Origin of the sequence: Methylocapsa polymorpha (assembly GCF_045689225.1) — a bacterium.
In the GTDB taxonomy this organism is placed as follows: domain Bacteria; phylum Pseudomonadota; class Alphaproteobacteria; order Rhizobiales; family Beijerinckiaceae; genus Methylocapsa; species Methylocapsa polymorpha.
In genome coordinates this window covers 1,919,315-1,944,594 of record NZ_CP136862.1, presented here as the reverse complement: position 1 = coordinate 1,944,594, position 25,280 = coordinate 1,919,315, and the positions used below count along the sequence as shown (strand labels likewise).

The window sequence follows — 25,280 nt, the reverse complement described above, 5'->3', positions numbered from 1 at the left end:
GAATAATTAAGGCCGCGTTTCAAGTATAGCCGCCACATCATATGGCGCCGACAGCCAAGCTGAAATTGGCGGCGCGTGAGCGGTCTGTGGGTGGAAAGACAAGGATAGGTTCATGCAGAAGACTCCATTCAGGCGCCGGTTTTTGACCTCTGTTTCCGTGTTGGCGACGCTCGCCGCCGCGGCGATCGTCGCGCCGACGGCGATGGCCAATGACAAGCTCATCGAGCTCTCGAAAAGCAATGAGAATTGGGTGATGCCGGGCCGGACCTACGCCGCCGACAATTACAGCCCCATGGCCCAGATCAATACTGAGAACGTCAAGGAGCTGCGCGCGACCTGGTCATTCTCGGACGGGGTTCTCAACGGCCATGAAGGCGCGCCGCTCGTCGTCAATGGCAAGATGTTCATCAACGGGCCCTTCCCCAATCGAACTTATGCGCTCGATCTCGACAATCCGGGCAAGATCGTATGGGAGCACAATCCCAAGCAAAGCGCCTCCGCCCGCGCGGTCGCATGCTGCGACGTCGTCAACCGCGGCCTCGCCTATTGGCCCGGCGACGGCAAGACCCCGGCGCTCATCTTCAAGAACCAGCTCGACGGCCATCTCGTCGCTATGAACGCCGATACTGGCCAGACCTACTGGGAGATTGAGAACGCCGACATCAAGGTCGGCGCGACCGAAACGCAGGCGCCCTATGTCGTGAAGGACGAAGTATTGACCGGCAGCTCCGGCGCCGAGCTTGGCGTTCGCGGCTATGTCACAGCCTATGACGTGCGAAGCGGCGAGAAGAAATGGCGCGCCTACGCAACCGGCCCGGACAAGGACCTCCTTCTCGCCAAGGATTTTAACCTTCGCAACCCTCAGTATGGCCAGACCGGGCTCGGCTTGGCGACATGGGAAGGCGATGAATGGAGGATCGGCGGCGGCACCAATTGGGGCTGGTATGCCTTCGACCCCGGCACGAACCTCGTCTATTTCGGCACCGGCAATCCGGCGCCCTGGAACGCGACGATGCGGCCGGGCGACAACAAATGGACGATGACGATCTTCGGCCGCGACGTCGACACTGGCGAGGCCAAGTTCGGCTATCAGAAGACTCCGCATGACGAATGGGATTACGCCGGCGTCAACGTCATGATGCTCAGCGAGCAAAAGGACGGCGACGGCAAGCTTCGCAAGCTTCTGACCCATCCCGACCGCAATGGAATTATCTACAACCTCGATCGCGAAAGCGGCGAACTCGTTTCAACGCATAAGATTGACGATACCGTCAACTGGGTGAAGCGCGTCGACATGAAGACTGGCGTTCCGATCCGCGACCCAGAATATGCGACCTATATGGATCACAAGGGCCGCGACATCTGTCCGTCGGCGATGGGATACCACAACCAAGGCTTCGATTCCTACGATCCGCAAAAGCAGATCTTCCTGCTTGGCGCAAACCACATCTGCATGGATTGGGAGCCTTTCATGCTGCCCTATCGCGCCGGACAATTCTTCGTCGGCGCCACCTTGTCCATGTATCCAGGCCCCAAAGGCAACCGGCAAGGTTACGAAGGCCTCGGCCAGATCAAGGCCTACAATGCGATTACCGGCGAAATCAAATGGGACAAGATGGAGCGCTTCGCCGTTTGGGGCGGAACTCTTTCGACGGCCGGCAATCTCGTCTTCTACGGCACGCTCGACGGCTTCCTGAAGGCGCGCGACACGCGCACCGGCGAGTTGCTCTGGAAGTTCAAGCTGCCTTCAGGCGTTGTCGGCTATCCGATCACCTTTGAGCACAAGGGCGTCCAATATGTCGCGATCTATTACGGGGTCGGCGGCTGGCCGGGCGTCGGAATGGTCTTCGACCTCGAAGACCCGAGCGCAGGGCTCGGCGCCGTCGGCGCCTTCAAGAACCTGCAGCGCTACACCAAGCAAGGCGGCGGCGTGATGGTCTTCTCCTTGGGCGGTCACGGCCCCTACGACGACCCGAAGGTTGGCGAATACGACCCGAACTGAGCGGCTTGATGCGGCTCCGTCACGAATTCGGATCGTGACGGAGCGGCGGACTGCGGTGCAGCGTCGGTATTCGCCCGCCCTTAGCGAGTCGCGTCGAGGCTTCTTACGCGGCTCAATTAGACCACGAGAGTGTTCCCATGAATAATGAAGTGAAGTCTCCGCGCCGCCTCTTTCGAGGCGCCGGCGCGCTGCTTGGCGCCGGTCTCGCCGCCGTCGCGGTTGGATCTGCGGGCGCGCAGACAAAGATTGCGCCGCAAGCCGCCGAAGCGACAACCACGAAAGTTTCGGCTGAACCTGGCGTTCTTCGCGTCTGCGCCTCTTCCGCCAATGCGCCGTTTTCAACTTCCGACGAACAAGGATTCGAAGATAAAATCGTCAAGGCCGTAGCGAAGGCCATGAGCCGCAAGACGGCCTTTGTTTTCACCAATCGGCCGGCGATCTATCTTGTCCGCGATCTCCTCAATGAAAAGGCTTGCGACGTCGTCGCCGGACTGGATGCGGGCGACGAGCGGGTGTTGACGACGCAGCCCTATTATCGCTCGGGCTATGCGTTCATTTCGCGCCGCGATAAAAAGCTCGACATCAAAAGTTGGAGCGATCCCCGCATCCCGCAGTTAAACAACATTGCCGTAGAGTTTGGATCGCCCGGGGAAACAATGCTGAAGTCGCTCGGGAAATTCGAAGGCGAGCTCAACTATCTCTATTCATTGGTCGGCTACAAGTCGCGCCGCAACCAATATGTGCAGGTCGCGCCCGACAAGCTCGTGCAGGAGGTTGTCGATGGCAACGCCGATCTCGCCGTCGCGTTCCAGCCTGAAGTCGCCCGCTATGTCAAGTCCTCGTCGACCCCGCTTACGGTGACCATAATCCCGAACGATTCGGTTGGTTCAGGCGGCAAGAGCGTCCCTGAGCATTTCGATACAGCAATGGGCGTGCGCATAGGCGACGATAGGCTGCGCGAAGAACTGAATGTCGCTATCGCAAAGGCGCAGCCCGAGATCAAGAAAATTCTGGCTGAGGAAGCCGTGATCACGCTCAAGGCCGGCTCTTGAACGAAGCGAGCCTCAACGCAGACAACAAATTGAAGAGCCGAAAACGAATGAGAAAAATTGCAATTGGCGCGCTCGCGCAAGCAGCGGCGCTCGCCATGGCCGTAACGCCCACGATGAATTGCGCGGCTCACGCCGCAGGATCGGGCGCGACCATAGACCTTCACAACACAGTCACAGGGGAGCCTCTCAAGCTCGATGAGGCGCTGGCCAACGGACACGACACGCCGGCGGTCAAGCAATTCCTGTCGACTGGCCACAACCCATACAATGAAGTGAAGTCATGTTTTCCTTCAGGCAAATCGCTATTTCTGACGGCCTGTTCGGGTTGCCATGGAGAATATGCGGAGGGCAAGCTCGGGCCGAATCTCGGCGACAACTATTGGACCTATCCGATCAACACGACCGACGAAGGATTGTTTGCGACGATATTCGGCGGGGCCAATGGGATGATGGGCCCGCATAACGAAGACCTCACGCTGGATGAGATACTTCAGGTCATGGCCTGGGTGCGTCACCTTTATAGCGGTCCGGTCCAGGACGCGCCTTGGTTCACCGAGGAGCAGAAGAAGAATTACGCTCCCTATAAACTGGAGACCGACGCGGTCGTCGCAAAGGCTGATGGTCTTTGCGCGCCGTCGAACGAAAGCGCTCGGCATGAGCCAGCCAAATAAGATCGACCGCTCGATGGTCGAGCAGGGAGCAAATAAACGCCAGGAGGATGCTTAGCATGAAATGGACTTTTTTCACTCTGTCAGCAGTGGGGCTCGGCGTCGCCGCCGGTCTATCGCTTGTCTCCGCGCCAAGTGCGATGGCGGCATATGACGGCACCCATTGCAAGGCGCCGGGCAATTGCTGGGAGCCGCAGCCGGGCTATCCCGAAAAGGGCATAGGCTCAAAATACGATCCGCATCACGATCCCAAGGAGCTCGCGAAGCAACAGGACGCCGAGGATCAGATGGACGAGCGCAACGAAAAGCGCGTTCGCTACTTCAAGGCCTGGGGCCAGTTTATCTACGACGTCAACAAGATTCCAGGCGGCCCCAACTAGAGCGCTTCCCGATCAGATGGAATCATCTGATCGAAAAGGAATCGCTCAAACTCAAAGAGTTGGAGCATGTTCTGATCGAAAAAGTCGATCAACTTTTTCGGAACATGCTCTAGGTCCGAGAGGCCCACGCCTTTCGTTTGAGGAACATCGCGTGCTCTCATCCGGGCGGAGCTTACCCGACGCGGTGTCGCCCGGCGCGGAATTAAGCAGGTTCCGCGCCGGGCGTTTTCAGCTTGGCTTCACGGTCCATCTCGTCGCGCGAAAGCAAAGCGGAATTTCAGCATTACCATGACCGGCACAAGTCCCCGCATTGCGCTCGAAGAATGGCGCGAGCGAGCGCGCGCTTTCGAATTGGAGATCGCGCGCGTCGTTATCGGCCAACAGCGCGTGATACGGCTGCTGACCATTGCCATTTTCGCGCGCGGGCATGTTCTTTTGGAGGGCGACGTCGGCGTCGGAAAGACTACCTTGCTGCGCGCGGCGGCGCGGGCCATCGGAGGTCCGTATCAGCGCATGGAGGGCTCCATCGATCTGATGCCGAGCGATTTGCTCTATCATGCGGCGATCGGCGCGGATGGACGGCCGCGCATCGAAAACGGCCCCGTTCTCCAGCAAGGACCGGATCTCGCGATCTTCTTCTTCAACGAAATCAATCGCGCCCGGCCGCAAGTCCACGCTTTGTTGCTTCGGCTGATGGCTGAGCGCAGCGTGACCGCCTTCAACAAGGAATTCGGCTTTCCCTATCTCCAGGTCTTCGCTGACCGCAATCGCCTGGAGAAGGAAGAAACATTCGAATTGCCGGCCGCCGCGCGCGATCGATTCTTCATGGAAATCATGGTCGAAACGCCGCTCGATCGCGAGGTTCGACGCGAACTGGTCTTCAATCCGCGCTTCCACAATGTCGACGCCTTGATTTCGACCATCCACGCGGATCTCATCGACTTCCGTCAGCTCGACGCAGTGGCGGAAGCCATTCAAGCAAGTGTTCACACGAGCGCGACGCTCGAAAACTATCTCCTCTCGCTCTGGGAGGCGATCCGCTATCCTGGAGCCGCCGGAATAGAGCTCGAGGGAGTCGATACCGAGCGGCTGGTGAATGGCGGAGCAAGCCCGCGCGGCATGAGCTACCTTGTTCGGGCTGCTCGCGTGCGCGCCTGGCTCGAGGGCCGCGACATGGTGGTCCCCGAAGACCTACGCGAGGTCTTCGTCGAGACTGTCGCGCATCGCATCTTTCTTGATCTCGTTTATGAGCTGCGCCGCGATCGGATCGTTCGCGATCTCTGTGAGGCTGTATTCGACAAGGTCCCCACGCCATGAACCGCGGCGACCGGCGAACTGGACCGGATGCCCAGTCCATGCGGGAAATCTCCTACCGAATCCGGTGGAGTCCCAGCCAATATGGGCATGGATCGCATCGCGCGCACCATTATGGCGCCGATGGCGATTTTTACGACTACGTCCCCTTCTGGCGCCAACCGGACGCGCGGCGGATCGATCTGCGCCAGTCGCTTCGCAATCCCTTTGGCGAAATCTATGTGCGTCAATCGGAGCAGCGCAGCCGCATTGCGGTCTATGTCATCGCGGATCTATCGGCGTCCATGCGTTTCGGCGAAGGCATGCCGAAAATGCGGATCCTTCAACAACTCGCGCGCGCGGTCGCGATCACGGCTCATCGCGCCGGCGACGCCTTCGGCTTTATCGGCTGCGACGAAGACGTCAGGGATGAGCTGTTCCTTCCCGCAAGCCGCAAGCGGGGCAATGAGACGGAAATTCTCAATCGACTCAGCCGATTTGCGCCGAGCGGAAGAAGCGCCCAGGGGCTGAGGCGCGCTGCGGAGCGGCTCGGCGCCCATCGCAAGCTGATCTTTCTCGTGTCCGACTTCCACATGCCCTTGGCCGATGTCGAAGCTGCGCTGGAGACGCTCGCGAGGCACGATGTCGCGTCGATCGTCCTGCGGTGCGCGGAGGAAACGCAGGACCTGCCATCCTGGGGATTGATGGAGCTTCGCGATCTCGAGAGCGGGAAAGCAAGACTGACTCTCATGCGGCCGAACCTGCGCAAGACCTTGCTGGCGCGGGCGCGAGAGCGAGAGCGCAGCCTCGAACGGCTGTGCCTGCGTTTCGGAAGGGCTCCGTTCCGCATCATCGATCGGCTCGACGCGGATCGCCTCAGCGAGCATCTCCTTCTCGGATGAGGTTTCGAATGCGCGCTCTGTCCTGCGCCTTATGCATCCTCCTCTCTACAGCGCCCGGCCTGGCGCAGGTTCGATCGCTCGAAATTCATAAGCCAAGGCTGTTCGGATATTACATTGGCGATCTGATCGAGGATGAGATCGTCATTGTCGTCGACAATGGCGTAACCTTGAAGGAGTCCTCTCTTCCGGCGCCCGGCCCGCTGAACTATTGGCTCACGCTCAAGGCGATCCAAACAAGCGCGACGCCGTCGTCAGATGGCGGGACGCGCTACATCCTGAAGCTGACATATCAAACATTTTACGACCCTCTCGAACCGCATTGGCTAAAGATCCCGGGGTTTCAACTCATCTTCGACAAGGCCGATCAATCGAGCGCGGCCGCCGCGCCGGAGTGGTCCTTTCTTTCCTCTCCAATTCGAGAGGTGTCGCCCAAGGAAAGCAAGGACAATATGTTCATTCAACCCGACGTCCCGCCCTATGACGAATATCTGAGCCGCGATCGCAACGGCGTTTTCGGCGCGGGTTTCGCGGCTTTGGCTTCCTATCTTGCGCTTGCTTACGGCCGCGCCTGGCCGCCATTCCGCCTGAGGCCGCGGCGTCCCTTCACCGACGCCGCGAGGCGCCTCAAGAGCCTGATGAAGACGGAAGTTGGAGAGGATGTGTATCGCCAAGCCCTGACCCTGCTGCACGAAGCTTTCAACAAAACCGACGGCCGCGTCATCCTTGCCGATGATCTCGACTCCTTTCTCTCCGGCCATCAACAATTTCGAATATTCGAAGCCGAGATCGCGGCATTCTTCGCCATATCCCGCCGCATGTTTTTCGAATCGGATTGCGCCGGCGCCATGAACGCGCTTTCGTTCGGGGCTGTGGCTGCGCTGTGTCAAAATCTGAGCGCGGCGGAGCGCGGGTTGCGATGAACCTCTCAGTCGATCACCCCGAGCTCCTTTGGCTGCTGCTTGTCGCGTTTATCCCCCTGATAAATCCGGGCCAAAAGGCGATTGCCTACCCTTGGCTCGCGGTTTTGCCGAGGGACCGCCTTTCACTCTGCGTCGACGCTTTTCTGCGGATGCTTGCGGCAATTTGCGTCGTCGCTTTGGTCCTCGGCATCGCCGGTCTGCATCGCAAGAGGGTCACTGTGGAGCACATAGGAGAAGGCGCCCATATCGTCCTGCTGCTCGACCGCAGCTTGAGCATGGATCAGACTTTCGCCAATCAGGTTCCGGCCGGACGCGAGGAATCCAAAACGGCTGCCGCCGTCAGGCTGGTCAAAGCGTTCTTTTCCGAAAGACCGCATGATCAATTCGCGGTCGTCGCATTTTCGACCTCGCCGATCCTGGCCATGCCGATGACCGCGAAACGCGCGCCTATCATGGCGGCGCTGGACGCCATGAACCGCCCCGCCCTGGCGCATACCGATATCGGGCGCGGGCTCGGCTTGGCCTTGGCGACGTTCAAGACCGATTTCGACACCGCGACGAGGGTCATCCTTTTCGTGTCAGATGGCGCCGGCGTCATTGATCGGCTCGTCCAGGAGAAGATTCGCTCTGATGTGCTGAAGCTCGGCGCGCATATCTACTATCTTTACCTGCGCACGGAGGGCGATCCGGGCCTTTTCGAGGCCAATGCTCTGCCGGACAGAGATGCGCCGGCCGCGCTGCATCGGTTCTTTGAAAGCCTGGGCGTCCCTTATCGCGCGTTCGAGGCGGATAATCCCGATGCGATCAGGACGGCGGTCGAGACGATCAACAGGCTCGAAACAAGCCCGGCGCAATATTTCGAGCAGACTCCTCGGCGCGACTATTCGAGCCGCGCCTACGCCGTCGCCTTGGCGGCGCTTCTATTGCTTCTCGTGGCCCGCTTAGTGGAGCGCCGGCTCGGAGATTCTGCGAGCGCGCCACGCGGCGCTGAGAGGGCGGTCTCGCCATGAGCAGCCCAGCAACGCCGTCACAAGAATGGCGGCGACGAAAAAGCCATCGATTTGCCGCGCGGATCCGCGTATCTCGTCGCGTGATCGACTGGGCCGCCGCGCTTTTTTTGCTTGCGTCGCTCATCACGCTGGCCGTGGCGGGCGTGTCCTGGGTCGCACGCCTTTCCGACAACCGCGCGATCGCCGCCTTGCGCGCGGACCATGACGTCACAGTGAATGATCGCGCATCCGCCGCAGTCATTTTCGCACGCGCCAGCTTCCTGCTGGCCCATGAGCGCATTGACGAAGCGCAAGGGCTTGCGGAAACGCTCGCGCGGCGCGGCGATCAAAAGGCGTTCGAGACTCTTCTTTTCAATCTCGGGAACGCGCGTCTGAGACAAGCCTTCAAGGTGATCTCGGACGGCGATCTTGGCGGCGCGGCTCCAATCGTAAATCTCGCGAAGCAGAATTTCCGGCGCGTTCTCGAAATGGACCCCGGCAATTGGAACGCGAAATATAATCTGGACGTGGCTCTCCGTCTTGTTCGCGATTATCCGCTCGGCCAGGACGATGAAGGCGACCCCCTGCCGGCGTCGAAGCAGCTCTGGCCGGATATGCCTGGCGTCCCGGAGGGGTTGCCATGAGGCTGTCGCTCCCGGCCCTTCCTGCGTTTCGCGATCTCCGCTTCTGGCTCACGCTCTCCGCCGCGGCCTTGTCGGGGCTGGCTTTGGCGCTGCCTCCGGTCCAACTCCAGCGCCAATCCTTCAATCTTCTTGCTGTGCTCGACATCACCGGCAGCATGAATACGCGCGACTATCGGATGAATGGGCGACCGGCCAGCCGTCTCGCCATGATGAAGGATGGGTTGCGGCAAATGCTGACCGCCTTGCCGTGTCAGTCGCGGCTCGGGCTTGCGATTTTCACCGAAAGACGCCCGTTTCTCCTGTTTGAACCCACTGAGGTCTGCGACAATTTCGAAGCGCTGGATCGCGAAATCGCGGCGCTCGATTGGCGCATGGCCTGGGAAGGCGATAGCCGCATCGCAAGCGGGCTCTATCGGTCAGTCGCTTTGGCCAATGACCTTAGCGCCGATCTCGTTTTCATGAGCGACGGCCAGGAGGCTCCGCCTCTTGCCTGGACAGGCGGTCCACATTTTGAGGGCGAGCCTGGTCTTGTAAAGGGATTGATCGTCGGCGTCGGCGGATATGATCTCTCGCCAATTCCGAAATTCGACGCGTTTGGCCATGAGACCGGCTTCTGGCACCCGGGCGACGTTCCCAACGAGAACGTGAATGCGCCGCCCCCTCCAGGCGCAGAGGAAAGGGAGGGCTTCAATCCGCGCAACGCGCCTTTCGGCGGAACGGCGTCGGCCGGCCATGAATATTTGTCGGCTGTCGACGAGCCGCATCTCAAGGATCTCGCCATGGAAACAGGCCTTCGCTATGCACATTTCGACAGCTTTCAAAACTTCATGGAAGCCTTCAAGGGCGCTGTCGCGGCCCGTCCCACCCGCGTCACAGTCGGCGTCGCGTGGATTCCCGCCGCGCTTTCTCTGGCTCTCCTCGTCATAACCTATGGGGCGCTCCCGGCGCTCGATCGACGGGCGGCCGGAGCCCCGAACTGGCGCCACAAGCTTTGGCGTGCGTGGGACAAAAGGCCGAGCCTCCATGAGCATCGAGGGCGACTCGTCGCGGTCGCGGCCATAGCAATAGCGATTGCATTGGCTCCGCGCTCAGCGCATGCCGACCCATCCGAGCAGTTGGCGAGAGGCGCATATCTTTCCAGAATCACTGGCTGCGCCAACTGCCATTCGCCCCGCACGGAATCTGGCGACCTGGTTGCCGACCGGCTAATGATCGGCGGCGATCATCCGATCCCGGCCGGCGCCTTGGCGCGCGTCTATCCTCCAAACATCACTCCGGATCCTCAAACGGGGATCGGCAAATGGAGCGTCAGCGACATCGTCAAGGCCCTCAAGGAAGGCGTCGCTCCGGACGGCCGCATTCTTTCGTCGGCGATGCCCTGGCGGACGCAATCCAGCCTGTTGAACGAAGCCGATGCAACGGCGATCGCAATCTACCTCAAATTTCTGTCGCCGGTCGTCAACCGGGTTCCGCCGGCGATCCGGACAAAGGAAACGCCCGCGCCTTAGAACAGATCCCGTGGAAGAGGGCCTGCTTCGCCAGCGCATGGACAAACTGGGAGGACCGTCCTCAGCTTCATTTGACGAGCATGACCTTCACATCGCCGGTCCTGCTCAGCACGTTGAGGGCCACGTCATCTCCATGCCGCTGGAACTTGATGTCCAAGCGCGAATTGCGCAGGCTCAACTGACTTATCTCCACATGATCCAGAAAGTCCGGCAGTATGGGCTCGATGAAATGGATTAAATCGCGATAGAGCAAATCCATGCCGAGACATGCCGCAAGGAAAGCGAAGGGCGTGGCCGCGGCCCAGGCCTGCGGCGCGCAAGCGACCGGATAGGCGGTTGGCCCGCGGTGCGGCCTGCGGATGAAGCCGCAAAACAATTCCGGCAATCGACGCAGCTCTTGATACGACGCCGCCTCGAACATTGCCGAAAAAATTCGGCTTGCCTGCCTGGCGAACCCATAGCGAGCGAAGCCAAGCGCGATCAAGGCGTTGTCGTGCGGCCAGACCGAGCCATTGTGATAGGAAATCGGATTGTAGCGCGCCTCGCCGCTCGCGACGGTTCTGATCCCCCAGCCGCTGAACAAATTGGGGCCGAGAAGCGTCTGCACAAGCTTGGGCGCCCGCTCAGGCGCGGCGATGCCCGTAAATAAAGCATGTCCGGCATTCGATGTCTTGACTTTGCAGGGTTTCTTGCGCCCGTCGAGCGCCAAGGCGTAGACGCCAAGATCCTCGCACCAAAACGCCGCGTCGAATTTCGCTTGCAGAGCTTGCGCCTGGGCGAGCAGCCTGTTTTCGAGATCGAGCTCGCGTTGCTGGCGAGCGAGCTTCGCCGCGTGCATCTTGGCGCTGAAGACATAGCCCTGCACCTCGCACAATGCGATCGGCCCTTCGGCTAGAGCGCCGTCGGCGTGAAAGATGGAATCATAGGAATCCTTCCAGCCTTGATTGGCGAGGCCCGTCTCGCACTGCCGCGCATATTCGACGAAGCCATCGCCGTCCTTGTCGCCGAACGCGTCGATCCAGTTCAGCGCCGCCATGATGTTCGGCCAGAGCGCGGCGATCGTCTCCGCGTCTCCGGTTCGGTCGAAATACATTCCGGCCAGCATGATGAAGAGCGGCGTGGCGTCGACGGTCCCGTAATAGAGCTTGAACGGGACCTCCCCGAGAACGGCCATTTCGCCGTTTCTTGTCTCATGCAGAATCTTGCCGGGCTCGGCGTCGGCGCCGGCGTCGAAGGTCTTAGCCTGGGTCGCGGCCAGAAAATTGAGAACGCCCTTGGCGATGTTCGGATCGACCCATAACAGCAGCATCGCCGTAATGATCCCATCGCGGCCAAAAGTCGTGCTGTACCAGGGAATGCCGGCATAGGGATAAAGCCCATAAGGCGTTCGCGAAATCAACATATAGAGATCGGAGATGGATCGGCAGCATAGCTCATTGAATAGATCGTTCGAGCTTTCGACCGTCGCGATCCCGCTCGTCTTCGCGCGAATGTCGCGCCGCCGGTCCCGATAGGCTCGCGAGAAGTCGATAAACTTCGGTTGATTTCGATCTTGGCAAAGAGCCGAGATACAGAGCGATCCACGCTCGTTCGGAGCGAGGTTGAATTCGAAGCTCGCCCGGTTTGCTTCAAGGCGAACCGGCTCCGGCCAGAACCGCAACTCGGTCTTGCGCTTCAGATTGTCGAGCCCTTGATAAAGAAATTCGACGCCGGTCTTGAGGAGCCGCGTGTCGACTTTGCCCCGCTTGGCGCGAGATTCTCCGCGCACCTCGAAGAGATCGCGGAAATCGGCGCCGAAACAAATGTCGATGCGAAATCGTCTGGAGTGGTCGGAATAGTTGTGAAAACGGATGCGTTCATAGCAGACGGCTTGCCACAAGAACTTGGTGCGCTCGATCGAAATCGTGTCGCGCGGCAGCGTGATGGCGCCATCGGCATGAACGTCGGGATTGGCGAGATCGACCGAGAGCGCCGCATTGTCGTCCTGGACGACCGAGCTCAACAGGAGCGGCCGCTTGCCTTCGAACCGAAGCTCGCACCAGGACAAAAAGCGCGTGTCGTTGAAGTATAAGCCTTCGGGTCCAGGACCCGCGACGCCAATGTCGCCGTAATCGTCGAAGACCGCGAAAGCATTATCGTGTTTCAGGCTCCGCAGCGCGCGCTGAACGAGGGAAGTTTCTGTCTCAATATAATGTTGCGGCAGTTCGACGGCCGCGTCCCCGACATGATCGACTCCGCGAGCAGCCTCATTCATATCGCCTCCGGTGTCCATTTTCTGCGGGGAACAAATTCGCTGGAGCGTCGGCTGATGACTGAGTCTCGCTTGAAGCGTAGCCTTCCCAGGAAGCAGCGCCAGCGTCTTGCAGCGCAGCTCGCAAAGCTCGATGGCGTGGGCTACGTCATTGACCGCACAAATTTCGTCGGTCGGCGAAGCTTAGGCCAGGAGCCAACGATAGGTGACGACCTTGCGCTTCACCCACGATGAAACGGCAGTGCATCGGACGTGGCTCGGGCTGCGCCATTAGCCTTTAAGAGCCGGCTATACCCCTATGCTTATCTGTCTCACGATCGCTGGTCGGAGGCAAATTATTTCCAAACGTCGGACCGCGTGTTCGTTCATTCTCAATTTGGCCTCCGCCCAGGCCTAGCTTAAACTCGCTCACCTCGAAGCAGCGGCTGCCGGTCTCGACATTATCGAACCCCAGCATATCTAAAAACTATCGGGAAACGCGGATCCGGATGGTTCGCGGAGACCTCTTTGGATGCAGCTCCCAGGTCGATCTCATCCTTGCGGGGCGCTCCCGCGCCAGCCTCCAGCCTCGAGGGCGATCCTGTGAACGAAGTGCGGTCGGACGAGGAGATCCGTCGATTGATGGTTGAAACCATCATAGACTGCGCCATCTTCGCGTTGGACATGGATGGGCGGGTGATCCATTGGAGCGCTGGCGCCGAGCGCATCAAAGGCTATCGCGCCGTGGAGATTTTGGGCAGGCCCTCCTCGCTGTTTTATTCCCCCGAGGACGCAAGGCGAGGAAGGCCCGAAGGAGAGCTTCTGGCCGCAGCCGCCAAGAACCGGTTTGAGACCGAAGGCTGGCGAGTCCGCAAGGATGGATCGCGCTTTTGGGCGCATGTGGTCATCACCGCCATGCGCAATGAGGCAGGGGAACTCCGTGGGTTCGTGAACCTGACCCGAGATCTGACGGACCAGAAAAATGCCGAGGAGGCGCTTCGGCGCAGCCAGGAACGCTTTCAACGCGTGGTCGAGTCGACCCCGAATGCGATCGTGATGATCGATCGGACGGGCCGGATCGAGATGGTGAACACTCAGGCGGAATGGATCTTTGGCTATCCGCGCGCGGAGCTTCTGGGACAGCCGGTGGAGATGCTCATGCCGGAGCGGTTCCGCGCCCATCATCCAGGGCTCCGAACGCTGTTCTTTGGCGATCCGCAGTCGCGGCGGATGGGCGTCGGGCGTGATCTGTACGGGCTTAGGAAGGACGGCAGCGAGTTTCCGGTGGAGATAGGCCTCAATCCGATCGAGACCGAGGACGGCGCCATGGTCCTTTCGGCGATCGTCGACATAACCGATCGCAAGCAGAAGGAGGATACGCTCAGGCGGAGCCAAGAGCGCTTCCAACGCGCGGTGGAGTCGGCCCCGAACGCGATCGTGATGATCAACCGGACGGGCCGAATAGAAATGGTCAACGCCGGGGCGGAGTCGATTTTCGGCTATTCGCGCGCCGAGCTTCTGGGACAGCCGGTGGAGATGCTTATGCCGCAACGGTTCCGCGCACAGCATCCGGGCCTCCGAACCTCCTTCTTTGCCGATCCAAAGGCGCGGCCGATGGGCGCCGGACGCGACCTCTACGGTCTGAAAAAGGACCGCAGCGAGTTTCCGGTGGAGATCGGCCTCAATCCAATCGAGACCGAGGATGGCCCGATGATCCTCTCGGCGATCGTCGACATTACTGATCGCAAGCAGAAGGAGGACCGCATCCAAGCAGCCCTCGCGGAAAAGGACCTCCTGCTTGGCGAAATTCACCATCGAGTGAAGAACAACCTGCAGATCGTGCAGAGCTTGCTCAGTCTACAAGCCGCCAAGATCGAGGATCAGTCGCTGATCGAAATGTTGCGGGAGTGCCAGAACCGAATCCATTCCATGGGATTGGTCCATCAGACGCTCTACCAATCAAAGGATTTCGCCAAGGTCGATTTCGGCATATTTCTCGATTCGCTGGTTCCCGCCTTGCTCAACTCCTATGGCGTAGATCCCGCCCGCATCGCTTTGTCGATCGACGCCGTGCAAGCGCTTCTGCCGATCGATACGGCGATTCCCTGCGGCTTGATCATCAATGAGTTGATCACGAATTCCATAAGGCACGCATTCCCACAGGGGCGGCGCGGCAATATCGCCGTCGAGCTGACGAAGGATGCGGAGGGCAAGATGGCCCTCTGCGTGACGGATGACGGCGTCGGCATTCCAGCGGGCGTGGACCTGACGCGTGCAACGACTCTGGGACTGCAGCTGGTGAACGTCCTAACTGACCAGCTGGGAGGCAACTGCTCCGTCCACAAAGCGCATCCGACCCGATTCGTCTTGCAATTTGCCGCCAAGGGATGAAAAGGGCGCGCGTCAACTGCGCGCCCTAGTCACCCAGCGCTTCGCCGCGCTCGCAGACGGCGCCTCGATGCTGTCGTCCGTGTAGAGGCGACACACTCGCATCCGGGTTGTCACGCTCTTCCAACTGTTGCTTGGCGGCGGCAAGGCGACGCGTCGCGGCAATTCCTCACATCTTGTCCTTGTCTATCTTCTTGTCATAGGACGGCGCCTTCATGAGATCGTCCTTGGTCTGATTGACAACCAGCCAATCCTTGCCGCCGCGGGTGGAGACTTTCAGTTCCTTGAAGGGAATCGCTACGTCCTTCTGGCCGACGCCTAGAAAGCCGCCGACGCCAATGACCGCCAACGTGACATTGCCATCGTTGTCCAGCACGAGATCGGTGATGTCGCCTATCTTGTGGTCGGAACTATCATAAACGTCCGCCTTGTAGATATCGGAGGCGAGCCAACGCGTCGTCGAAAGCGACGAAGGCGGCGCCGCTACTGAGCGGCCGCTTGACGAATTCGGCGCCGGCGCCGTTTGGGCAAAAGCAATGCCGCCGGCGATCGCAAGGACCGATGCGGACAAAGCAAGCTTCTTTAACATGGGCGATCTCCTTCGCATTTGAACGCTTGAGTTTTTAGGACGCGCATTCGCGCGGCTGGCAAACGTCGGCGCTGGGTCTTGGTTCCTCCGGCGAAGGCTCGCCATTAAATCGAAATTCGAACGCCCTGTCGTCCTCCCACGAGGAAGCCGCCTAGATCAACGATCAGTTTAAGATGCTGCATGCGCCTCGGCGACAAGACGACCTTGAGCGGTTGCGTCGAATTCTATATCGAAGCTGATATGCCCGGAGGCGACGCCCCGCTCGTCGGGCGCGCGATCCTGATCTCGGCGTCACGCTGAAGCTCGGTTAGACGCGGTCTTGTGGAAGTTCTCGCAATCGCTTTCATTCGTTGCCACTTCGTGGGGTAAACTCGCCAATGGCGGCGGCGCGTTCGCAATCGGCGCCCGCGCTGATCGGGTCAGGCATCAACCGTATAAAAGAAAGACATCGCCATGAAAGTCGGATTCATCGGATTGGGGCACATGGGCCTCGGCATGGCGGCGAACCTCTTGAAGGGCGGCCATGACGTAACCGTCTACAACAGGACACGCACAAAGGTTGAGGCGCTGATTGCGCAGGGAGCGAAAGGCGCCGCCAGCGTTGCGGACGCCTGCCGTGGCGAGGCCGTGATCACCATGCTGGCGGACGACGGCGCTGTCGAGAGCGTCGTATTCAGCGACGGCGGCGTCATAGGCAGCCTACCGGCAGGCGCGCTCCATATTTCCTCAAGCACCATCAGCGTCGCCCTATCGGAAAGGCTTGAGGCGGCCCATGCAAAAGCCGGACAGCGTTTCGTGGCGGCGCCAGTGTTCGGCCGCCCTGACGCCGCCGCCGCAGGTCAGCTCTTCGTCGTCGCCGCCGGCGCGGCGGATGCGCTCAGAGCCTCCGCGCCGCTGTTGGATGCAATTGGGCAGAAAACTTTCATCGTCTCGGACGCGCCCAAGGCCGGCAATCTCGTGAAGCTCAGCGGCAACTTCCTGATCGCGTCGGTCATCGAAGCAGTCGGGGAAGCCATGGCGCTGATTGGCAAAGCCGGCGTCGATCGGAGGCAATATCTCGAGATCCTGACCTCGACGCTGTTCGACGCGCCCGTCTACAAGACTTATGGCGCGCTGATCGCCGATGGAAAATTTGAACCTGCCGGCTTTGCGGCGCCGCTTGGCCAGAAAGACATTCGCCTGACGCTCGCGGCGGCGGAAGATCTCCGCGTGCCCATGCCGCTCGCGAGCCTCCTGCGTGACCGCTTCCTGACCTTGTTGGCCCATGGCGGCGACAAATTGGACTGGTCGGCGATCGGTCAACTTGCGGCCAAGGACGCCGGCGAGACGACAAGCTGAAAGCTGGAAGCTCCGGCCAACGTCCTGTGGCTCTCGCGCCTATGTGCTCGGGCTACGGCGCGCGCCGCCGCGCACGGCCTCAAGGGCTTCATGAAGCGTCACGAAAATCCTCGCTTCGCCCATCGCCGTTGCGATGCCGTGGCGGTCCATGTCCGACCGCAAATACGAACTGACGCGGGCGAACACCATGACCACGTTTTGGCGGTGCAGATCGTCGAGCAGATCGCGTATGGATTGCGCCGCGGAGAAATCGATGTCCGTGATGGCGCCGGCGTCAACGACGAACCAGCGGACCGGCGTCGGCGCACTCTCCACAAGCGCGCGCACTTCGTCGGCGAAACGGTTGACGTTTGCGTAAAACAGATCCGCGCCGAAGCGATAGACGATCATCCCCCGCTCAGTCTCCAAGCCGGGCGCTGCTGGCGTCTCCACCCACCGGCCCTTCGCGTCGGGCGCGAGCACCATGGCGTGCGGGCGATAGCTATGCCTGACGTGCCTGAGGAGCGAAAGAACGATCGCTATGAGGATGCCTTGCTCGACGCCGATCACGACCACCGCAGCGGCCGTGAAGAGGGCGAGATAGAACTCGCCCGGGCTTTCCTTGAGGATTGCGCGCAGACCTTTCGCATCAACCATCCCGATCGCGATCGTGAACACGATGCTGGCCAGCACGCAGCGCGGCAGGTACTGCAGCGGGCCGGTCAAGACCAGCAGCACCAACAAGGTGACGCCCGCAAAGACCAGTTGTGCGACCTGGCTGCGCGCGCCCGCGCTAGCCGCCATAGCGGTTTGCGTCGGGCTGCCGTTGACCACGAAGGTCCCGCTTGCGGCGGCGGCCGCATTCGCCGCCGCCAGCCCAAGGATGTCCGCATTCTCATCGACGCGCTCGTGACTGCGCACTGCATATACGCGCGATGTCGCGGCGCTTTGCGCGATGATCATTACGAAGCATGATGCGGCGACCGGCGCCAGCGCCAGGATTTCGCTCCAGCTTGCCTCAGGCAGCTTGATCGACGGCAGCCCCCCTGGGACCGGGCCAATGACCGCAATGCCCCGCTCAGCGAAGCGGAAGCTGGCGCTCGCCGCGATCGTCCCTACGACCGCAACCAGCGAAACAGGCAATCGCGGCTTGAAGCGTTGACCAAGGAGGATGCCGCCCGCCACAAGCGCGGATAGCCCCAGCGTTGGAAGATTGAGCTGCGGAAGCCCCTGCACGATCTCTCGAACTTGAATTAGCGTGCGATGCGAGGCCGCCGCCACGCCAAGCATGTCCCCGAGCATCGCGACGCCAACCTGAAACCCGACGCCGGTGAGAAATCCAACCAGCACCGTGCGTGAAAGAAAATCGGCGAGAAAGCCCAGCTTGAAAATCCGCGCCAGCAACAGGAGCCCGGCGGTCAGCAGAGCGACCATGCCGACCAGCGCCATATATTCCTCGCTGGCGGGCTTCGCCATGCGGGACACCGAACTGGAGAAGATGGCCGCAGTCGCCGAGTCGGCCGCCACGACCAGATGGCGCGAGGAGCCGAAGACCGCAAAGGCGACGAGCGGCAACAACACCGTGTAGAGGCCGGCGGCCACGGGCGCGCCGGCGATGCGGGCGTAACCAAGCACCTGTGGAATGTTCATCGACGCAAGCGTCACGCCCGCCAAGGCGTCGCGCAGGGCCGCGCCGAGGCTGAAAGGCCGAAGACCCGCAAAGAGGCTCAATCGCATAGCCGCGCTCCCGATGCTTCCGCTTCAAGCCGAGCAAGCTGCAAGAAACGTTTCAGCGGACATAGAGCAGATCGGCCACTGACCAAAGCGGTTGGAGCCCGGCAAAGAGGTCGCGATTTGATTAGACGACATCTTCGCCGACGGCGCCAATCCGCGCCGGCGATGAAGGCCAGCCATGAAAGCCCTGGACGCCGCTATGATCCAAGGACGCAAGGGGAGCAGTTCACGCCCTTGTCGCCCCTACTCGCGATCCGTCGCGCCTCCCTTTGGCGGCTTATGCTGTTCGAGCCACATGGCGTTGATGATTGAAAAGGATACCGCGAGGCCGACGCCGAGGATCCAGGAAAAATACCACATCGCAAGACTCTCTTTCGTCAGTAAACGCTGGAGTTGTTTTTCTCGACATAGGCCACGGTCACTCGCCCGCGCAGCACGCTATAGACGAAGGACGTGTAGGCCAGCACGATCGGCAATAAGACTATTGTGACAATGAGCATGATCAACAGGGTCAAACGACTCGAAGAGGAGTCCCAAACGGTGAGGCTGACATTAGGATCAAGCGACGATGGCAGCAGGAACGGAAAGACGCTGAGCCCCGCTGTAGCGACCACGCCGGCCACGGCGAGGCCGCTCACGACGAAGGCCATACCGTTTTTTTGCGCATGCAGAAGAAACATGGTCAGAATCGCGCCGAGAAAAACCAGCGCAGGCGCGATCAGAGTGAGGGGATACAGCTTGTAATTTGACAGCCAGAGTCCAGCGCCCGTCGCAACGATTTTGAACAATGGATTCGAGGGGCCGCCGTGATCGAGATCGCTCGTGATCTTGTAGCCGCTGATCAGGAAAGCGATGCAAAGCCCGCCGACGGCGAAAAGAACCACCAAAACCAGGGCGGCGGTTCGCGCTGCCGCCGCGGCGCGGTCCGCCACAGGCTGATCCGCCTTGAGCGCAAGATAGGCGCCGCCGTGCATGATGAGCATAGCGCAGCTCACAAGTCCGCAGAGAAGCGCGAAAGGATTGAGGAGGCCGAGGAGGCCTCCCTCATAAGTCATGCGCATGGCGTCGTCGAAGCGAAAGGGAACTCCGCGCAAGGCGTTCCCTAAGGCGACGCCAAAGATAAGGGCGGGAACCAGGCCGCTCACGAACAAGACCCAATCCCATATGCTGCGCCAGCGCGGATCGTCGACCTTGGAGCGGAATGTGAAGCCGACCGGCCGCAGGATCAACGCCGCCAGAACGAGAAACATGGCCAGATAGAAGCCGGAGAAGGCGACCGCGTAGAGCGTCGGCCAGGCGGCGAAGATCGCGCCGCCGCCAAGGATCAACCAGACCTGATTGCCTTCCCAGAACGGCCCAACCGTGTTCACGACGATCCGGCGTTCGGCGTCGGTTCGCCCAACGAAAGGCAAGAGGATGACGGCGCCAAGATCGAAGCCGTCCATCACGGCGAAGCCGATCAGCAGAGCGCCAAGCAGCACCCACCAGATGAGACGCAAGGTTTCATAGTCAAGCATGACGCGGTCCTCTCAAGGCTATTCGGCGGCGCTTGCGACGGCGAAGGGGGGCGCAGAAACATCAGGTTCGATTTCGCCAGGGCCGTGGCGGATCGCCTTGACCATCAGATAGACGTCGACGACAAGCAGCGCCGAATAGAAGGCGATAAAGCCTACAAGCGTGACAAGGACATTATTCGCCGAAAGGCTCGACACGGCGAGAAATGTCGGGAGCACGCCTTCGATCACCCAAGGCTGACGGCCGACTTCGGCGACATACCAGCCGAGCTCGGCGGCGATCCAGGGGAGCGGCAAAATGAAGACCATCACCCACAGCAAGGCGCGCGCCTTCAGCAGTCTGCTTGTCGAAACCAGGTAGAAGGCGAGGCCGAACAGGAAAATGAAGAAGAATCCAAGCCCAACCATGGCGCGGAAGCTCCAGAAGAGAGGCGAGACGCTCGGGACCGTCGTCCACGCCGCCTGTGCGATCTCGTCCTCGGTCGCATTCGCAATGTCCGGGCGGATTTGCTTCAGCAGCAGGGCATAGCCAAGCGCCGGGGCGTATTGGTCGAGCTGCGCGCGCGCGCTTGCGTCCGTGCGGTCCGTTCTTAGCTTTTCCAGCGCGTTATAGGCGATGAGTCCGTTATGAATTCGCTGCTGCGCGCGCGCGACCAGCTCCTTGATGCCGGGCACCTCCTTGTCGATGGAGCGCGTCGCGATCAGGCCGAGAACCCAGGGCATCCGCAGCGCATATTCGGTTTGACGCGTCTCCTGGTTCGGCAGACCGAAAATCGTGAATGCGGCGGGCGCCGGCTCGGTGTCCCACATGGCCTCGATCGCGGCGATCTTCATCTTCTGGTTTTCGCCGGCCGTATAACCGCTTTCATCGCCGAGCACGACGACCGAAAGCGCGGAGGCGAGCCCGAAGCTCACCGCGACGGTCATTGATCGCCGCGCCATCTCAATGTGCTTGCCCTGCAGAAGATAAATTGCGCTCACCGATGCGACGAAGACCGCGCCGGTGACATAGCCGGCGCTCACCGTGTGGACGAATTTCGCCTGCGCTACGGGATTGAAGAGGATCGCCATGAAATCCGTGACTTCCATCCGCATCGTATCGGGATTGAAATGCGCGCCCACAGGATTTTGCATCCAGCCATTGGCTACAAGAATCCAAAGCGCGGAGAGATTGGAGCCGAGCGCCACGAGGCAAGTGACGCACAAATGCCCCACCTTCGACATTCGATCCCAGCCGAAGAAGAAGAGCCCGATGAACGTGGCCTCGAGGAAAAACGCCATCAGGCCTTCTATGGCGAGCGGCGCGCCGAAGACGTCGCCGACATAATGGCTGTAATAGGCCCAGTTCATCCCGAACTGGAATTCCATAGTGATGCCGGTGGCGACGCCCATCGCGAAATTGATTCCAAACAGCACGCCCCAGAATTTCGTCGCCTGCCGCCAGACCTCCTTGCCGGTCATGACATAGACGCTCTCCATGATGGCGAGCATCACGGAAAGCCCGAGCGTGAGCGGCACGAAGAGGAAATGATACATGGCGGTGAGGCCAAACTGCAGCCTGGAAAGCTGCACGACGTCCAAGGCTGTGTTCATGGGAAGATGTTCCTGGGCTGCTGGATTTGGGAGAACGAGCCGATCAAGCGCGCCTGCACGCTTGCGGCGTCGATCCTTGGCCGCTGCCCTGGCCCGAAGACGAAAAAGGCGGCGGCGATGATGATAGCCAGCTTGACGGAGACGACGACGGCGACTTCGCGAGCAAGCATATTCTTCGACATGACTTGGATTCTTTCGTGTCCGCGGGAGGGAGCTCGATCTCACTCGGCAGCGGCCGGGGCATTCAGCCGGACAGAAAACCAACTAGCTTCACGAAGTTTTTCTGTATTTAAGCGACTGAAACGCCTCGCCGCGTTGAGCTAGGTCAAGGCGGGGTCAAGCCTTGCCGCGTAAATTTCGTTGGCGCCCGCGTCGAGGCCTCGGCTGATAGAGGCGCGATCTGTGTCAAAGGACATTGTGACAATGGAGCTGGCGCCAAGGGACGCGAACAGCGCGGCTTTGGGTCGAGTTATTGCGGTCCATGGGTCCGTTGTCGATGTAAGCTTCCCGGCGGGCGCCTTGCCGGCGGTCAATGAAGCCATCGCGATCGCTTGGGATCTTGGCCGCCCTATCGTCGCGGAGGTGCAGCAACACGTCAACCCGACGACGGTGCGCGCCGTGGCGCTCGAAAATACGGCGGGGCTGAAGCGCGGCGTCCCGGTTCGCTCCCTCGGCGCGAACATCCGCGTGCCGGTCGGAGATGCGGTGCTCGGTCGGCTTCTCAACGCCATTGGCGAGCCGGCCGACCGCAAGGAAGCGCTTCCCGCCGACATAGAGCGCCGGCCCATCCATGCGTCGGCGCCTGAACTCGACGAGCTCGGCGCCGCCCTCGAGATTTTTCACACAGGGATCAAGGTTATCGACCTTTTGGCGCCACTCGTGAAAGGCGGCAAGGCCGCGATGTTCGGCGGCGCCGGCGTCGGCAAGACCGTGCTCATCATGGAGCTGATCCGAACGACGGTCGAGCGACACTCCGGGATCTCGGTCTTCGCAGGGATCGGCGAACGGTCGCGCGAGGGGCACGAGCTGTTGCTCGAACTCGGGCAATCCGGCGTGCTGGAGCGCACCGCCCTCGTCTTCGGGCAAATGAATGAGCCGCCCGGGGCGCGCTGGCGGGCGGGGCTCACGGCCCTCGCCATCGCCGAATATTTCCGGGACGCGGCTCATGAGAATGTGTTGCTCCTCATCGACAATGTCTATCGTCTGGTTCAAGCGGGCGGCGAAGTGTCCGGCCTGCTCGGCCGGCTGCCCTCGCGCGTCGGCTATCAGCCCACCCTCGCCAGCGAGATCGCCGAACTCGAGGAGCGCATCGCCTCTGTCGCGGGCGCCGCCATCACGTCGATCCAGGCGGTCTATGTGCCGGCGGACGACTTCACGGATCCGGCGGTGGCGGAAATCTTCAGCCACCTCGATTCGTCGATCGTCCTGTCGCGCGACATGGCGAGCGAAGGCATGTATCCGGCGGTCGATCCACTCGCCTCGACCTCGAGCCTGCTCGACCCCCGCCTCGTCGGCGAGGCGCATTACCGGATCGCCCAGGAGGTTCGCAAGACGATCGCCCATTACCGCGAGCTTCAGGAGATCATCGCGCTGCTCGGCATCGAAGAGCTGAGCGCGGCGGACCGCAGCGCCGTCAAGCGGGCGCGCCGCCTCATGCGCTTCCTGACCCAGCCCTTCATGGTGACCATCGCCTTCACTGGGAAATCCGGCCGGTCGGTCGAGCTCGAAGCGACGCTTGCCGCTTGCCGTGCAATCCTGGATGGCGAGACCGATGACTGGGCTGAGAGTTCGCTCTACATGGTTGGCGATCTGGACGAGGCCCGCAGCAAGGAAGCCGCGGCGGCGAAGGGGGCTGCATGAGGCTCAGCATCAGCACGCCGCTTGCAATCGTCATCGACGCAGATGATGTCTCGTATCTTCGAGCGGAGGACGAGACCGGCGCTTTCGGCGTGCTGCCTGGACACGCCGACTTTTTGACCGCGCTTGCGGTCTCGGTGGTGAGCTGGCGCAATCACAAAGGGGCGGAGCATCACGTCGCCGTCCGCGGAGGAATGCTGGAAGTGCGCGGCGGCAAGGCGATCGACGTCGCGACGCAGGAAGCGGTCGCCAGCGACGACCTGCGCCATCTCGAAACCGAGGTGCTCGCCACGTTCCGCCGTGGGATCGAGGCCGAGCGAACGGCGCGCACGGACGCCCAGCGTCTTTACTTGGCGGCGATCCGGCAGATCTACCGCTTTCTTAGATCGGATCGCGACCCGGCCTTGCCGAGCGGCCCAGCCGCCGCGCAGATCGAGGATATTGAGCCATGACGCAAGAGCCGGAGCCGGAGCGCCCCGAGCGCCTCGCCGAAGCCGTTAAGCAACGGCGCGAGCGGCGCGAGCAGTGGCGGCGCGAAGGCGAGCGGTCTATCGGTCAAAACCTCGCAATGATCGGCGCGCTCGGCTGGACCATTGTGACCCCGACCTTGATCGGCGTTTTTGCAGGGCGCTGGCTCGACCGGACATTTTCTTCGGGGATCTTCTGGACGCTCGGCCTTCTCGTCGCCGGTCTCGCCATCGGATGCGCGCTTGCTTGGCAGAGGATCTACCACGAATGATGCAAGAACCTTTTGCTTCGGTCGCCATGCTCGCATTGGCGACGGCGTTCGCGGGCGCCGCCTTCGGGCTTGTCTATTTTGCCGCCTTGGACCGAACCGCAGTCCTTCTTGCTACGGGACGCGGCTGGCTCGGCCCTTCGATCCTCACATTTGGCCGCATTGCCGCGGCTACGATCATTCTAGCGCTGATCGCGAGGCTCGGCGCAGCGCCGCTGCTCGCTGCGTTTTTGGGCTTCCTTGCGGCGCGGGCGGTCGCGCTGCGCGCCGTGCGGAGGCGCGAGTGACGCAGCCTTCGCCCCTCGCCAGCATCGTTCTCTTTCAGCTGGGTCCAGTCCCTGTCACCCAGCCGGTAGCGACGACCTGGGCGATCATGCTGGTCTTGAGCGTCGTCTGTTGGCTTGTGACGCGGCGGCTCCAATTGCGCCCAAACCGACGCCAAGCCGCGATCGAGCTCGTCGTGACCAGCGTCATTGGGCAGATCGAGGACGTCGTCGGCAAGGACCCGCGGCCATTCCTGCCGCTGCTTGGCACGCTTTTCATCTTTCTCGTCGCCGCCAATCTCTCCGGCCTGCTCCCAGGCGCCGCGGCGCCCACGAGCAAGCTCGAGACTCCGGCGGCCCTGGCTTTCATTGTGTTCCTATCCGTGCATTTTTTCGGAATTCGCGCGCGCGGCGTCCTTGGCTATCTCGCGAGCTTCGCCGAACCGAAGCTTATCATGCTGCCGCTCAACATTGTTTCCGAGGCGACTCGCACTTTCTCGCTCATGGTGCGCCTTTTCGGCAATGTCATGAGCGGAGAGTTTGTCATTGCTCTCGTCGTTGCGCTCGCCGGGCTCTTCGTGCCGATCCCGCTCATGGTCCTCGAGATTCTTGTCGGCGTCGTCCAGGCCTACATCTTCACTGTGCTCGCAACTGTCTTCATCGGCGCCGCGGTCGGCGGTGGGAAGGGCTAAAGGAGGTTT

24 protein-coding genes are annotated in these 25,280 nt (G+C 61.1%); 17 read left to right on the top strand and 7 right to left on the bottom strand.

What is annotated here, in order from left to right; all coding sequences use genetic code 11:
* The first annotated feature begins 112 nt into the window (after window positions 1-112).
* The 10 genes from RZS28_RS08905 (at window position 113) to RZS28_RS08860 (ending at window position 10,358) form a co-directional block, all read left to right on the top strand.
* On the top strand, window positions 113-2,002 hold the full coding sequence (locus tag RZS28_RS08905; protein ID WP_407340950.1) for a methanol/ethanol family PQQ-dependent dehydrogenase: 1,890 nt from the start codon (window positions 113-115) through the stop codon (window positions 2,000-2,002).
* Between the two features lie 137 nt (window positions 2,003-2,139).
* The gene (gene moxJ / locus RZS28_RS08900) at window positions 2,140-3,054 is read left to right on the top strand and encodes a methanol oxidation system protein MoxJ (protein ID WP_407340949.1); all 915 of its coding nucleotides are present in this window, start codon (window positions 2,140-2,142) and stop codon (window positions 3,052-3,054) included.
* A gap of 47 nt (window positions 3,055-3,101) precedes the next feature.
* Window positions 3,102-3,725, top strand: coding sequence for a cytochrome c(L), periplasmic (gene moxG, locus RZS28_RS08895; protein ID WP_407340948.1), 624 nt, complete (start codon window positions 3,102-3,104; stop codon window positions 3,723-3,725).
* 56 nt (window positions 3,726-3,781) lie between these two features.
* Complete coding sequence (locus RZS28_RS08890) at window positions 3,782-4,102, top strand: methanol dehydrogenase (protein ID WP_407340947.1); 321 nt, start codon at window positions 3,782-3,784, stop codon at window positions 4,100-4,102.
* 288 nt (window positions 4,103-4,390) lie between these two features.
* The gene (locus RZS28_RS08885) at window positions 4,391-5,419 is read left to right on the top strand and encodes an AAA family ATPase (protein WP_407340946.1); all 1,029 of its coding nucleotides are present in this window, start codon (window positions 4,391-4,393) and stop codon (window positions 5,417-5,419) included.
* 38 nt (window positions 5,420-5,457) lie between these two features.
* Window positions 5,458-6,297 (top strand): DUF58 domain-containing protein, encoded by an 840-nt coding sequence (locus RZS28_RS08880; protein WP_407340945.1) that lies wholly within the window; start codon window positions 5,458-5,460, stop codon window positions 6,295-6,297.
* A gap of 8 nt (window positions 6,298-6,305) precedes the next feature.
* On the top strand, window positions 6,306-7,217 hold the full coding sequence (locus RZS28_RS08875) for a nonribosomal peptide synthetase MxaA (protein ID WP_407340944.1): 912 nt from the start codon (window positions 6,306-6,308) through the stop codon (window positions 7,215-7,217).
* Window positions 7,214-8,227, top strand: coding sequence for a vWA domain-containing protein (locus tag RZS28_RS08870; RefSeq protein ID WP_407340943.1), 1,014 nt, complete (start codon window positions 7,214-7,216; stop codon window positions 8,225-8,227). Before RZS28_RS08875 ends, RZS28_RS08870 begins: the two co-directional genes overlap by 4 nt.
* Window positions 8,224-8,850 carry a hypothetical protein gene (locus RZS28_RS08865; protein ID WP_407340942.1) on the top strand — a complete coding sequence of 209 codons (627 nt, stop codon included), beginning with the start codon at window positions 8,224-8,226 and terminating at the stop codon, window positions 8,848-8,850. The genes RZS28_RS08870 and RZS28_RS08865 overlap by 4 nt, the downstream gene beginning before the upstream one ends.
* Window positions 8,847-10,358 (top strand): VWA domain-containing protein, encoded by a 1,512-nt coding sequence (locus tag RZS28_RS08860; RefSeq protein ID WP_407340941.1) that lies wholly within the window; start codon window positions 8,847-8,849, stop codon window positions 10,356-10,358. Before RZS28_RS08865 ends, RZS28_RS08860 begins: the two co-directional genes overlap by 4 nt.
* Window positions 10,359-10,425: 67 nt before the next feature.
* Here the strand turns inward: RZS28_RS08860 and RZS28_RS08855 are convergent, their stop codons facing one another.
* A complete protein-coding gene (locus tag RZS28_RS08855; RefSeq protein WP_407340940.1) occupies window positions 10,426-12,612 on the bottom strand; it encodes a glycogen debranching N-terminal domain-containing protein in 2,187 nt (728 codons plus the stop codon).
* 579 nt (window positions 12,613-13,191) lie between these two features.
* Here RZS28_RS08855 and RZS28_RS08850 point away from each other — a divergent pair.
* The gene (locus RZS28_RS08850; protein WP_407340939.1) at window positions 13,192-14,979 is read left to right on the top strand and encodes a PAS domain S-box protein; all 1,788 of its coding nucleotides are present in this window, start codon (window positions 13,192-13,194) and stop codon (window positions 14,977-14,979) included.
* Between the two features lie 166 nt (window positions 14,980-15,145).
* Here RZS28_RS08850 and RZS28_RS08845 read toward each other — a convergent pair whose 3' ends face one another.
* Entirely contained in the window at window positions 15,146-15,565 is a 420-nt protein-coding gene (locus RZS28_RS08845) for a PRC-barrel domain-containing protein (protein ID WP_407340938.1), read from the bottom strand.
* A gap of 453 nt (window positions 15,566-16,018) precedes the next feature.
* On the opposite strand from RZS28_RS08845, the gene RZS28_RS08840 reads away from it, so the two are divergent.
* A complete protein-coding gene (locus RZS28_RS08840; protein ID WP_407340937.1) occupies window positions 16,019-16,903 on the top strand; it encodes an NAD(P)-dependent oxidoreductase in 885 nt (294 codons plus the stop codon).
* 39 nt (window positions 16,904-16,942) lie between these two features.
* On the opposite strand, the gene RZS28_RS08835 is transcribed toward RZS28_RS08840, so the two are convergent.
* The 5 genes from RZS28_RS08835 to RZS28_RS08815 form a co-directional block, all read right to left on the bottom strand.
* Window positions 16,943-18,619 carry a SulP family inorganic anion transporter gene (locus RZS28_RS08835; protein WP_407340936.1) on the bottom strand — a complete coding sequence of 559 codons (1,677 nt, stop codon included), beginning with the start codon at window positions 18,617-18,619 and terminating at the stop codon, window positions 16,943-16,945.
* A gap of 240 nt (window positions 18,620-18,859) precedes the next feature.
* Complete coding sequence (cydX, locus tag RZS28_RS08830) at window positions 18,860-18,976, bottom strand: cytochrome bd-I oxidase subunit CydX (RefSeq protein ID WP_407340935.1); 117 nt, start codon at window positions 18,974-18,976, stop codon at window positions 18,860-18,862.
* 17 nt (window positions 18,977-18,993) lie between these two features.
* Complete coding sequence (cydB, locus tag RZS28_RS08825) at window positions 18,994-20,133, bottom strand: cytochrome d ubiquinol oxidase subunit II (protein WP_407340934.1); 1,140 nt, start codon at window positions 20,131-20,133, stop codon at window positions 18,994-18,996.
* An 18-nt stretch (window positions 20,134-20,151) separates the two neighbouring features.
* On the bottom strand, window positions 20,152-21,723 hold the full coding sequence (locus tag RZS28_RS08820) for a cytochrome ubiquinol oxidase subunit I (protein ID WP_407340933.1): 1,572 nt from the start codon (window positions 21,721-21,723) through the stop codon (window positions 20,152-20,154).
* Window positions 21,720-21,905 carry a hypothetical protein gene (locus RZS28_RS08815; protein WP_407340932.1) on the bottom strand — a complete coding sequence of 62 codons (186 nt, stop codon included), beginning with the start codon at window positions 21,903-21,905 and terminating at the stop codon, window positions 21,720-21,722. The genes RZS28_RS08820 and RZS28_RS08815 overlap by 4 nt, the downstream gene beginning before the upstream one ends.
* A gap of 241 nt (window positions 21,906-22,146) precedes the next feature.
* Here RZS28_RS08815 and atpD point away from each other — a divergent pair, with 241 nt between their 5' ends.
* From atpD to RZS28_RS08790, 5 genes are read left to right on the top strand one after another with little or no spacing between them, the layout of a single operon-like run.
* A complete protein-coding gene (gene atpD, locus RZS28_RS08810) occupies window positions 22,147-23,583 on the top strand; it encodes a F0F1 ATP synthase subunit beta (RefSeq protein WP_407341084.1) in 1,437 nt (478 codons plus the stop codon).
* On the top strand, window positions 23,580-24,032 hold the full coding sequence (locus tag RZS28_RS08805) for a F0F1 ATP synthase subunit epsilon (protein WP_407340931.1): 453 nt from the start codon (window positions 23,580-23,582) through the stop codon (window positions 24,030-24,032). The genes atpD and RZS28_RS08805 overlap by 4 nt, the downstream gene beginning before the upstream one ends.
* Entirely contained in the window at window positions 24,029-24,319 is a 291-nt protein-coding gene (locus RZS28_RS08800; RefSeq protein ID WP_407340930.1) for an AtpZ/AtpI family protein, read from the top strand. Before RZS28_RS08805 ends, RZS28_RS08800 begins: the two co-directional genes overlap by 4 nt.
* Entirely contained in the window at window positions 24,316-24,603 is a 288-nt protein-coding gene (locus RZS28_RS08795; protein ID WP_407340929.1) for an ATP synthase subunit I, read from the top strand. The genes RZS28_RS08800 and RZS28_RS08795 overlap by 4 nt, the downstream gene beginning before the upstream one ends.
* Window positions 24,600-25,271, top strand: coding sequence for a F0F1 ATP synthase subunit A (locus tag RZS28_RS08790; protein ID WP_407340928.1), 672 nt, complete (start codon window positions 24,600-24,602; stop codon window positions 25,269-25,271). The genes RZS28_RS08795 and RZS28_RS08790 overlap by 4 nt, the downstream gene beginning before the upstream one ends.
* The last annotated feature ends 9 nt before the right edge of the window (window positions 25,272-25,280 follow it).